Annotated in this window: 8 protein-coding genes; 3 read left to right on the top strand and 5 right to left on the bottom strand. The window is 34.6% G+C overall.

All coding sequences use genetic code 11. The features are described from left to right. Positions 1-121: 121 nt before the first annotated feature. Positions 122-3,136 (top strand): protein translocase subunit SecDF, encoded by a 3,015-nt coding sequence (secDF, locus tag CXF54_RS09930; RefSeq protein ID WP_101203411.1) that lies wholly within the window; start codon positions 122-124, stop codon positions 3,134-3,136. 443 nt (positions 3,137-3,579) lie between these two features. Here the strand turns inward: secDF and CXF54_RS09935 are convergent, their stop codons facing one another. The 5 genes from CXF54_RS09935 to folE form a co-directional block, all read right to left on the bottom strand. Next, positions 3,580-4,083, bottom strand: a complete 504-nt coding sequence (locus tag CXF54_RS09935; protein ID WP_090841182.1) for a DUF192 domain-containing protein — start codon at positions 4,081-4,083, stop codon at positions 3,580-3,582. Next, entirely contained in the window at positions 4,083-5,012 is a 930-nt protein-coding gene (lgt, locus tag CXF54_RS09940) for a prolipoprotein diacylglyceryl transferase (RefSeq protein WP_101203412.1), read from the bottom strand. Before lgt ends, CXF54_RS09935 begins: the two co-directional genes overlap by 1 nt. A gap of 187 nt (positions 5,013-5,199) precedes the next feature. Continuing rightward, positions 5,200-5,421 carry a membrane protein insertion efficiency factor YidD gene (gene yidD / locus CXF54_RS09945; protein WP_090841177.1) on the bottom strand — a complete coding sequence of 74 codons (222 nt, stop codon included), beginning with the start codon at positions 5,419-5,421 and terminating at the stop codon, positions 5,200-5,202. Positions 5,422-5,464: 43 nt separating this feature from the next. Next, the gene (cysS, locus tag CXF54_RS09950; RefSeq protein ID WP_101203413.1) at positions 5,465-6,949 is read right to left on the bottom strand and encodes a cysteine--tRNA ligase; all 1,485 of its coding nucleotides are present in this window, start codon (positions 6,947-6,949) and stop codon (positions 5,465-5,467) included. A 9-nt stretch (positions 6,950-6,958) separates the two neighbouring features. Next, a complete protein-coding gene (gene folE, locus CXF54_RS09955; RefSeq protein ID WP_090841173.1) occupies positions 6,959-7,636 on the bottom strand; it encodes a GTP cyclohydrolase I FolE in 678 nt (225 codons plus the stop codon). A gap of 198 nt (positions 7,637-7,834) precedes the next feature. Between folE and CXF54_RS09960 the strand changes: the two genes are divergently transcribed. Further along, entirely contained in the window at positions 7,835-8,311 is a 477-nt protein-coding gene (locus CXF54_RS09960) for a hypothetical protein (protein WP_101203414.1), read from the top strand. Positions 8,312-8,357: 46 nt separating this feature from the next. Next, positions 8,358-11,858, top strand: a 3,501-nt coding sequence (locus CXF54_RS15880; protein WP_232782605.1) for a PKD domain-containing protein, incomplete at its 3' end; no start/stop codon positions are given.

Genomic DNA, 11,858 nt, shown 5'->3' on the forward strand with positions numbered 1-11,858 from the left:
TCAAAACATCGCGTTATTGGAGTCATAAACAATTCATTTTAAACCATTAAAAATAATTGTCAAATTTACGTGCATACCATATATTTGCGCGATCAAAAAAATTGACTAAATAAACAAAACCATGCAAAATAAAGGATTAGTAAAATTATTTGCAGTATTGTTTGGGTTGGTAAGTATTTACCAACTGTCTTTCACATTTAAAAATAATGCGATTGAAAACAGTGCAGCACAAGTGGCCGAAAGTAAGATTGACGCCTCAGCAACAGACCGTAACAACCTAGTAAGCGAGTATGCGGCTAAGTATTTAGATACGTTAGCAGCTTCAAAAGAAAGCGTTTTCTTAGGTAACACTTATGAGGACGTTAAGCAAAACTCAATGAAGTTAGGTCTTGACCTTAAAGGTGGTTTAGAAGCAATATTACAAATCTCAGTTAGAGATTTATTAGTAGGATTATCAAACGATAGTAAGGATCCTACATTCAGAAAAGCATTAGACGATGCAGACGAAATCCAAAAAGATAGTCAAAACACCTACTTAGAAGATTTCTTTACAGCATTTGAAGATATTGACGGAGATAAAAAATTAGCATCTCCAGATATCTTTGCTAACAGATCTTTAGTTGGAGAAATTGACTTAAATATGTCTAATAGTGATGCGCAAGCAGTTTTAGAAACAAAGGTTGACGAGTCAATCGTTTCTGCTTTTGAAGTATTACGTAAGCGTATTGATGAGTTTGGTGTAACGTCTCCAAACATCCAACGTTTAGGTAACACTGGACGTGTATTATTAGAATTACCAGGTGTTAAAGATGTAGCACGTGCTACAGAGTTAATTACTCAAACAGCACAGTTAGAGTTCTGGGAAGGTCTAAAAGGAGAGCAATTTAGCCAGTTTTTATTATCTGCAAACGATTTATTAAAAACTAAATTAAACGCTACTACTAAGACGGACGCTACTGCAGACGCAGAAGAAAAAGAAATGACTGAAGAGGAAAAAGCAATTGCTGCTCTTACAGGAGAACAAGACGAAACTATTAATGAAGTTAACCCATTATTAGACCTAATTGCAGGACCTGGTTTTGGTGCAACTTTAGCACAATTTAATATTGCAGATAGAGAAAAAGTAGCTAGCTACTTAGCAATGCCAGAAGTTAGAGGGTTACTACCAGCAGACTTAAGGTACACTAAATTCTTATTTGGTAAGCCATCTGAAGATAGTGAGTTAATAGACCTATATGTATTAAAAGGTAACAGAGATAACGAGCCACCATTAAATGGAGCTGTAGTTACAGATGCACGTCAATCTTATGACCAAGGTAATAGGGTTGTAGTTAGTATGCAAATGAACAGTAAAGGAGCAAAAATCTGGGAGCAAATGACGGGTGATGCTTTTAAAACGCAAAGTCAAATTGCTGTTGTTTTAGATAAAACAGTATACTCTGCACCAACTTCAAACTCTGGACCAATTGCAGGAGGAAGTACAGAAATATCTGGAAGCTTTAAATTAAGCGAAGCTACCGATTTAGCAAACGTATTACGTGCAGGTAAGTTACCAGCTCGTGCGCAGATTATTCAAAGTAGTGTAGTAGGACCATCTTTAGGTCAAGAAGCTATTGATAGTGGTACAATGTCTTTTGGTATTGCATTAGCATTAGTTTTAATATGGATGGCATTTTACTACGGTAAAGCAGGTTTATTTGCAGACATCGCAATGTTATTTAACATCTTATTAATCTTTGGTGTATTATCAGGTATTGGAGCAGTATTAACGTTACCTGGTATTGCAGGTATTGTATTAACAATTGGTATGTCTGTGGATGCAAACGTACTTATCTTTGAACGTATCAGGGAAGAGTTGTCCAAAGGTAAAGATCAAAAAGCTGCCATCCAAGATGGATTTAGTAATGCATTATCTTCAATTTTAGATGCCAACATTACAACAGGTTTAACAGCATTAATCTTATTTATATTTGGTACGGGTCCAATTAAAGGATTTGCAACTACTTTATTAATAGGTATTGGTACATCATTATTTACTGCAATTTTTATTACTAGATTATTAGTAGACTGGTATGCAGACAAAGGTGGAAAATTAGACTTCTCAACAGGTTTAACTAAAAACTTATTTAGAAACATTAATATAGAGTTTCTTAAAAAACGTAAAGTTGCTTACATGATTTCTGCAGTAGCATTAGTTATAAGTTTAGGATCTTTATTCATGAATGGTTTAGATCAAGGTATTGATTTTGTTGGAGGACGTACAACGCAGGTTAGATTTGCAGAGCCAGTAAGTGCAGCAGAAATAGAAGGTATTTTAGCTTCTCAAGATGTTTTTGGAAGTGCTACAGTAAAAACTGTTGGTGACGAGAATAACTTAAAAATATCTACTAAATATAAAATTAACGAAACAGCTAACGAAATTGACGAAGAAGTAAGAGTTAAAATGTTTGATGCATTACAACCTTATTTAACAGGTGTTTCTTTCCAAGATTTTAAAGACCTATCTAAAGCTAATAAGCAAGTAGGTATTATGGATCAATATAAAGTAAGTCCATCAATTGCAGATGATATTAAGCAAGCGTCTTTCTGGGCAGTCTTAGGATCTTTAGTTGTAGTGTTCTTATATATCTTATTTCGTTTCAAGAGATGGCAATTCTCACTTGGTGCAGTAGCAGCAGTATTCCATGATGTTATCATCGTATTAGGGGTATTCTCTTTAACATACAAGTTTATGCCATTCTCAATGGAAATCGACCAAGCATTTATAGCAGCAATCCTTACAGTAATTGGATACTCATTAAATGATACGGTAGTAGTATTTGATAGAATTCGTGAATTTTTTAACGAGCATACAGAGTGGGCATTTGATAAAGTAATTGATACCTCATTAAGTAGTACATTAAGTCGTACGTTAAATACATCTTTAACTACTTTAGTAGTATTATTAGCAATCTTTATTTTTGGAGGAGACTCAATTAGAGGATTTATGTTTGCCTTAATTATTGGTGTAGTAGTAGGTACTTACTCATCTTTATTTATAGCAACGCCAATCATGTTTGACTTTGTTAAAAAAGGAAATGCAGCAGACGCATTAAAAAAGAAAGAAGTAGTAGTTGACGAAACAGTAGTGAAGTAGTCATAAACTAAACAGTATAAAAAAGCCTTTCTATTAATTTAGAAAGGCTTTTTTGTTTTGCGTCATTGCGAGTAGAGTTAAGCAATCTTTTTAAATCAATCCATATGATTTTTTAGGGCGTTACCCACTTTTGCTTTTAGTTGCAAAAGTGCGTCAGGCTTTCCGTTACAATCTTTTTGCTCGTGCCTCACAAAAAGGATTTCCACATCAATCCTTAACGCGAACTCAGACGTAATATAAAACTTTTACTAAACGAATGTTAGCGTTTAGTCTGTTAGTTATAACCTCAAATACTAAAAGTGTTATTGTTTTATAGTAATATGGTCTTGTTTAATGGGTGTTAAATTTAGTGCAAGGTATAGATAAAGCAAATTTAAGAACACAAAAAAAAGCCTAATTGTAATAGTAACAATTAGGCTTTTTATATAATTTAAATAAAAATTTTACTTTTCTAAGATGTATTCAAAATAGTCCATTTTATCACCAACATCAAGTAATAGCTTTTGCGCCATTCCTGCGTTAAGTTCTAAAACAAATTGTGCTGGCGTGTTAGACGGTAAACCGCTTTCGTCCATTGGTTTTGCGTTTTCTTGAAAACTAACAATACGTTTGTTGTGGTCAAAGAAGATTAAATCTAAAGGCATACGTGTGTTTTTCATGTAAAAAGAACGTTGTCTTACTTCTGGAAACACAAATAACATCCCTTGGTTATCCTTCATGCTGTCACGGTACATTAAACCGGTTTGTATCTCGTAATCCGTTTTTGCTACCTCAATATTGAAGACTTTAATTATTGTGTCTGTAGTGCCTTTAAAAAGGGTTAGTTCTCCTTCTTTTTTAAATTCTATTTTAACAGGTGTAATTGCTTTGTCTTCTTTGCAAGATGTAAAGCTAAACGCGATAAGCACAATTAAAATAAGAGTATAAGGTTTTAAAAATAGTTTCATTATTTGATATCAGTTTTTGGTTTGTAAATAAACATAAAATAAAGACCAATTAAAATAAAAGGAATACTTAACCATTGTCCAGTGTTAAGTCCAAACCAATTAATAAATTCGTCTCCTTGTGGTTCTTTAACATATTCGACAAAAAATCTAACACTCCAAAGTAGTATTAAAAAGAACCCGAATAAAAATCCAGTTTGATCTTTTTTGGTTGTTTTAGTATAAACAAACCATAAAATTAAGAATACAAAAATATAGCAAAACGACTCATATAATTGTGCAGCATGTCTATAAGGTACAGCGTTTAATAGCTCGACCATATTTGGATTATCAGTTATAGAAGCATAGGCTTTTTTAACGTCTTCAATACCTGTTTTTTGTACAATTTCATATTTATTATAAAAGTTTTGTACAAATCTAACGCCTAAATCAGAGTTGGTTACTTTTCCAATAATCTCTGAGTTTATAAAATTACCTAATCTTATAAAAATAGCTCCAGAAGCTACAGGTATAACAATACGGTCTAAAATCCACATTAAAGATTTGTAGTTGTATTTTTTGCGGTACAAGTACATCCCGACAATAATACCTATTGCTGCTCCGTGACTTGCTAATCCTTGAAAGCCTTGAAACTCAAATCCACCTTTAAATTTAAACGGTAAAAAGACACTAAAAAAGTCTTGAGTAAATAATTCAGGTTGATAAAATATAACATGTCCTAAACGTGCACCAAGCATGGTTGCTAAAACGGTGTATATAAATAAAGGATCTAAAAATTCTAGATTTATTTTTTCGCGTTTAAAAATACGTTTCATTATGGCGTGCCCGATAACAAATGCTGCTATCCACATTAAGCTATAAAAGTGTATTTTAAAATTACCTATTATGTCGATTCCTGTTAAAGGATTCCAATCAAATTTAAGTATGTACATAGTTTGTTTTTTGGAGTTGTAAATATAGTATTTATGCTGTATTTATCAGAATTACTTTGCAAAGGTTTAGCAATAATTTAATGATATTACTAAATCTTGTCGCAGAGGCGTTAGGGATGGAAGTGGCATCCTTTTTTATTTTTCTTAAAAAAGATATAACGGACATCCTGTTAAAACGCCCAAATAATTAGGGTACTGGGTCGTAACCGCTACCGCCCCATGGATGACAGCTAAAAATGCGTTTAATGCTTAATTTTAATCCTTTAAGTAATCCGTGTTTTTGTAAGGCTTCTTTGGTGTAACTTGAGCAGGTAGGTTGGTATCTGCAAGTTGCGGGTGTAAATGGAGAGATGAGGTTTTGATAAACCTTAATTAAAAAGAGGAATGGTGCGATTATTATTTTTTTCATAATAAAAAAGTCCTTTCTTGAAGAAAGGACTTGGGTAATTTATTTAGTTTGTAGAAAAGGTTGTGCCTTCTCTACCATCGTTAAGTTGTATTCCTGCTTCCGCTAGCTCGTCTCTGATTTGATCGGATAAAGCAAAGTCTTTATTGATCCTAGCTTCTTGACGTAATTTGATTAATAGTTGTACGGCTCCTGCTAATTTATCTGTTCCAGTTCCGGCTGCTGCTTTGTCATTTTTTAATCCTAAAATATCAAATACAAAAGCATTTATTGTTGCTTTAAAAGTTTCTAAATCTTGCGCTGAAATTGTCTCAGTTCCTTCTTTTATTTGATTGATGTATTTAACTCCTTCAAATAAGTTTGCAATTGCAATTGGTGTGTTAAAATCATCATTCATGGCATCATAACATTTTTGCTTCCAAGCTTCAATGTTTAATGTAGATGTTTTTGATGTTTTTAAATGGTCTAGTTGGCTTACGCCTTCCATCAAACGATTGTACCCTTTTTCGCTGGCTAATAACCCGTCATCAGTAAGGTCTAAAATGCTACGGTATGATGATTGTGCTACAAAAAATCTAATAACACTTGGTGTATAGGCTTTACTAAAAAAGGCATTATTACCGGATAATAACTCGTCAGGATTTACAGTATTACCCGTAGATTTAGACATGCGTTGTCCGTTAAGCTCTAGCATGTTGGCGTGCATCCAATAGTTTACTGGAGATTTTCCTAGTGCTGCTTGATTTTGAGCGATTTCGCACTCGTGATGCGGGAATTTTAAGTCCATTCCGCCACCATGGATATCAAAATGATCCCCAAGATATTTAGTACTCATAGCAGTACATTCTAAATGCCATCCAGGAAAACCGTCACTCCAAGGAGATGGCCAACGCATGATGTGCGTAGGTTCGGCTTTTTTCCAAAGGGCAAAATCTTGTGGATTTTTCTTGTCCGATTGCCCGTCTAGTGCTCTAGTGTTATGTATTAAATCTTCTAACTTACGTTTGCTTAAAATGCCGTAATTGTTAGTTTCGTTATATTTATGTACATCAAAATATACAGAGCCATTAACCTCGTAACCAAAACCATTGTCAATAATGGTTTTAATTAACTCTATCTGCTCAATAATATGACCGGTTGCAGTAGGCTCTATACTTGGTGGTAAAAAATTAAATGTATTTAATATGTTATGAAAATCTACTGTGTAACGTTGTACAACTTCCATAGGTTCAATCTCTTCTAACCTTGCCTTTTTAGTAATTTTATCTTCGCCAGCATCCGCATCATTTTCTAAATGTCCGGCATCGGTGATATTTCTAACATAGCGGACTTTGTATCCAAGATGTTTAAGATATCTAAAGATCACATCAAAGGACATAAAGGTTCTAACGTTTCCTAAATGGACGTTACTGTAAACGGTTGGTCCACAAACATACATGCCAATATAACCCTCGTTAATAGATTTAAAGTTGTCTTTTTCTCCTGATAAAGAGTTGTATATTTTTATATTTTGATGTTTGTAAAGTTCCATTGCTGTTTACTAAAATTTTGTCTCTAGTTTAATATATTCTAAGAATTCGTGTCTAGTAGATTTCTTTTTAAATTGCCCTCCAAATTCTGAAGTTACTGTGCTGCTTTCAATATCTCTAATTCCTCTAGAGTTTACACATAAATGTTTTGCATCTATAACACAAGCAACATCATCCGTACCTAAAGCTTTTTGTAATTCTTTTACAATTTGTATTGTTAAACGCTCTTGTACTTGTGGGCGTTTTGCGTAGTAATCTACAATACGATTCATTTTAGAAAGTCCAACTACAGTTCCGTTAGAGATGTAAGCAACATGTGCGCGTCCTACTATTGGAAGTAAATGATGCTCGCAAGTAGAGTAAACGGTTATGTTTTTTTCTACTAGCATTTCTCCGTATTGATATTTGTTATCAAAAGTCGATGCTTTTGGTTTTTTATCTGGGTGTAACCCTCCAAAAATCTCGTTAACAAACATTTTCGCAACACGGTTAGGTGTACCTTTTAAGCTATCGTCAGTTAAGTCTAAACCTAAAGTCTCTAATATTTTAGTGACGTCTTTTTTTATGCTTTCAATTTTATCAGCATCTGATAAGTCAAAAGCATCGGCTCTTAATGGAGTATCGTGATTTGTGCCAATATGGTTTTCGCCAATAGCATCGTTGTCGTCTATATTGTTTTCAATCTTCATTTAAATAAAGTCTGTAAAATGGTGTTTAAAATAGTTTGCAAAGATAAACAATAAATAAATTTGATTGAGGGTAGGGTTTTGTTAAATGTACTTGTTATATGTATAAGTGTAAAAAAAAAGTTAATTAGATAACTGTATTAACATATTGTTTATTAAAATTTTCTTAATTTTCGAATCTAATTTTATCCTAAAAAAACCATGAGACTTAGAGTTTTCTATACCCTATTATTTGGCTTATTGTTGTTTTCTCAACAAAGTGAGGCACAAACTAAAAAAAAAGCAAAAACACAATTAGTTAAATACAACAAAAATGTTGAGGCACCTTTAACATCATCAGAGATGGCTATGCTTAAAGAAGTGTATCAAGATAAGCTACAAACGTATGTGTTAAGCTACCCTCAGCGTATTAAAGATTTTAAGCATTTACTTAGAAATAGAGTATCTATTGAGAAAATAACAAGTTTAGTTGGTAATACTGCAAAGTATAAGTTGCTAAGTGAGGTTGGTCTTTTTAATAATTATAATAAAAACCTTGTAGCTGATGCATCTTATGATGCTTCAACTTTTAATGTGTTAAAATATAACCTTCAGTTTTTTGGAGTAGGTTCTAGCATATATAGAATTGATAATACTGAGTACTTCATAATTATCAAATCGCAAACCTTTAGAAAATAATTTATTAGTTAGATTACACTGACTATTATATCATAAACATATACCAATGAAAAAGTTTTTAGTAGCTCTTATATTATTAAATTCATTTATCGCTTTCTCTCAAGATGTATTAATGCAAACCGCTACCGTTAATCAATGTGGTGGTGTATTTTACGATTCGGGAGGGCCATCAGCTAATTATGGTGATAACGAAAGTTTTATTTTAACTATTTGTCCAGATTCTCCTGGTAATCTTGTGCAGTTAGATTTTACCGCTTTTAGCACGGGTTTAAATACGGATGTCATGACTATTTTTAATGGAGACGATATTTCAGCTCCAGTATTTGGAACCTTCTCAGGAGGAGGAGGAGGAGCTAGTCCAGGTTTTGTAAGTGCGACTCAAGATAACGTTTCAGGGTGCTTAACGATTCAGTTTATCTCTGATGGGGCACCAAACGCATCGGGTTGGGCAGCAACCATTTCTTGTTTTGAACCTTGTCAAACAATAGTTTCTCAGATTGATACAGCAACACCAGCCCCAAATGGCGATGGTTATATTAGAGTCTGTCCTGATGAGCCTATTACTTTAGACGGAAGCGCAACATTTTCAGTAGATGGTACTGGGGCTAGTTACGAGTGGGATTTAGGTGATGGTAATTTTATTGCTGGACAATCTGCTACGTTTTCTTATAGTACGCCAGGTGTGTATATTGTTAATTTAAATGTTACTGATACTAATACTAGTTCGGACCCTGACGGATGTAATAATACTAATCTAATTAATCAAGTAATACAAGTTGGTACAACTCCTGATTTTACAGGAACTGACGCAGTGGATAGTGTTATTTGTTTTGGAGACTCTACAACTTTAAATGGTATTGTAAATCCAGTGGAATTTATTAATGACTGTACACCACCAGTAAGTGGTACAACATTTTTACCTGATGGTAGCGGAGCATCTTACGAAACAGCTATTACAGTGGATTGTTATGATTCTGCACAAACACTCACAGATGTAAATCAACTAGTATCTATTTGTATTAACATGGAGCATTCTTTTTCTGGAGATCTAGATATTTTCATCACAGGTCCAACAGGACTTGAAGTAAGACTATTTGCTCGAGCAGGTGGAGGAACTTACTTTGGAGGAGCTAATGATGATGGGTCTAATACACCAGGTATAGGTGCTGATTACTGTTTTTCAAGTTCAGGTGCAGTTATATTGGCTAATGCCCCAATTGTTACAGCAGGTACAAACCCAGCAGGTAATTCTTATGCACCAGGAACTTATTTGCCTGTAGAAAGTTTTAATGCTTTGTTAGGTAGTCCATTAAATGGAGATTGGGCTATTAGAGTGGTAGATAATCAAGCTATTGATAATGGGTATATCTTTTCTTGGAGTATTGAGTTTGATCCGGCATTACAACCGCCAGAATTATCTTTTACACCAACAACGGTGACAGAAGGATGGGATGCAGATTCTTCAATTACTGCTACTACAGGTAATGATATAACGGTACAGCCAGCAACAGCGGGTACACACTGTTATACTTATAGAACTACGGATGATTTTGGATGTGAATATACTGAAGTTGTTTGTATCGATGTTTTACCAGAAATAGATAATGATTTACCAAATGATTTGTTTTTATGTAATCCAGGTGCTGCACCATTTGTTTTTGATTTGACTCAAAACGATGCTGTTATGACTGCTTCATCTGCTATAGCTGGTGATTTAAACATCACTTATTACGAAAGTCTAGCGGATGCAACAAGTGGTACAGGAGCGATTGCAACACCAAATAGTTATAGTTCTACTGCTGTGTTAGGAGTGCCTCAATCTATTTATGTTAGAATAGAATATTTAACATCAGGTTGTTTTGAAACGGAAACATTTACTTTAAATATAACGACTCAACCAACAATTAATCCTGCGCCAGACATGGTTACTTGTGATGATCCATCAAATGATGGATTTGCACCTTTTGATTTAGAAAGTCAAAATCCATTTATTTTAGGGACACAATCTTCTGCTAACTTTATTGTTACTTATTATTTAAGTTTTGCAGATGCAGACGCGGGAATAGCAAGTACTGCTTTAGTTAGTGATTATACCAATACCGTAAATCCACAACCTATTTATGTTAGAGTTCAAGTGGCTGGTGATGCTGCATGTTATATTGCGTCTCCAACACCTGTTTTTGACCTAATTGTAACTGCAAATGATGATTCCTCTTTTACAGTAACGCCAAATTGTTCCGGTGGAACTATTGGTACTGTTGCCACAACAGGTGGAACATTTACTCTAAATCCTGATTTAGGAGATGGTGCAACAATAAATGCAGCTACAGGAGAAGTTACTAATGGACTTAGTGGTGTTAGTTATACAATACAATACACGACAGCAGGCGTATGTCCGTCTTCTACAGATCAAGTTTTACTTGTTCAGACTACTGACGATGCCTCATTTACAATGTTACCAACATGTGATGGAGGTACTGTAGATACAGTAGTTACTCCAGGTGGTACATTTACTTTCAATCCAATACCTACAGATGGAGCTGTTATTGATGCAGCTACCGGAACAATTACTGCCGGTACATCGGGTACAACATATACTGTTGAATATACTACAGGAGGAAGTTGTCCGGAAAGTAGTACTCAAGATGTAACCGTTTTTGCTTCGGAAGATGCAACATTCTCTGTTATTGAAAATTGTGATGGAGCAACAATGAATATAATTGGAGACACTGGAGGTGTATTTGCTTTTAATCCATCAGTTTCTGATGGTGCAGTTATAGATGTAGCAACTGGAGAGGTTACTTCAGGTGTTTCTGGAACAACTTATACTGTTCAGTACACGACGTCAGGACCTTGTCCAGATGATAGTTTCCAAAATGTAACGGTTTTAAATCAAGATGATCCAGGATTTACTGTGTTAGCGGATTGTAATGGAGGTACAGTGGACTCTGTAGTTACATCTGGCGGGACTTATTCATTTAACCCTGCGGTTTCAGATTCAGCTGTTATAGATGTGAATACCGGAACGGTAACTTCTGCAACACCAGGAGCAAGTTATACTATAGAGTATACCACAGCTGGTGCTTGTACAGGGACTAGCACTCAGGTGCTGAATGTACTTTCGGCAGATGACTCTTCATTTACATATACTCCTACTTGTGATGGTGCAATAGCGACTATTACAGGATTAACAGGAGGTGCTTTTACTTTTAATTCACCACCAGTAGCAGGAGATACTGTTGTTTTAGACGCGGCTACCGGATTAATTACTGGAGGTATTTCTAATACAACTTATAGTATTGATTATTCAACTAGTGGAGCTTGTCCTACAACGACTAATGTTGCAGTAACGGTTTATCCAGAACCTGTAGCAGTAACTCCAACCCCTTTAATTGTTTGTGATAATGGTACGCCTGATGGTTTAACTTCAATTGATTTAAGCCTTAAAAACAACGAAATAAGTGGTGGTAACCCTGCATACGCAGTAAGTTATTATTTAACACAAGCGGAAGCAGATTCAGGGACTAATGCATTAGCAATACCTTAT

The sequence above is a fragment of the Olleya sp. 1-3 genome (assembly GCF_002836085.1).
Taxonomy (GTDB): Bacteria; Bacteroidota; Bacteroidia; order Flavobacteriales; family Flavobacteriaceae; genus Olleya; species Olleya namhaensis.

Bases quoted from the DNA above. Each gene is read 5' to 3' on its own strand.
- secDF (WP_101203411.1), top strand. From the start codon at position 122: ATGCAAAATAAAGGATTAGTAAAATTATTTGCAGTATTGTTTGGGTTG.
- CXF54_RS09935 (WP_090841182.1), bottom strand. From the start codon at position 4,083: ATGAAACTATTTTTAAAACCTTATACTCTTATTTTAATTGTGCTTATC.
- lgt (WP_101203412.1), bottom strand. From the start codon at position 5,012: ATGTACATACTTAAATTTGATTGGAATCCTTTAACAGGAATCGACATA.
- yidD (WP_090841177.1), bottom strand. From the start codon at position 5,421: ATGAAAAAAATAATAATCGCACCATTCCTCTTTTTAATTAAGGTTTAT.
- cysS (WP_101203413.1), bottom strand. From the start codon at position 6,949: ATGGAACTTTACAAACATCAAAATATAAAAATATACAACTCTTTATCA.
- folE (WP_090841173.1), bottom strand. From the start codon at position 7,636: ATGAAGATTGAAAACAATATAGACGACAACGATGCTATTGGCGAAAAC.
- CXF54_RS09960 (WP_101203414.1), top strand. From the start codon at position 7,835: ATGAGACTTAGAGTTTTCTATACCCTATTATTTGGCTTATTGTTGTTT.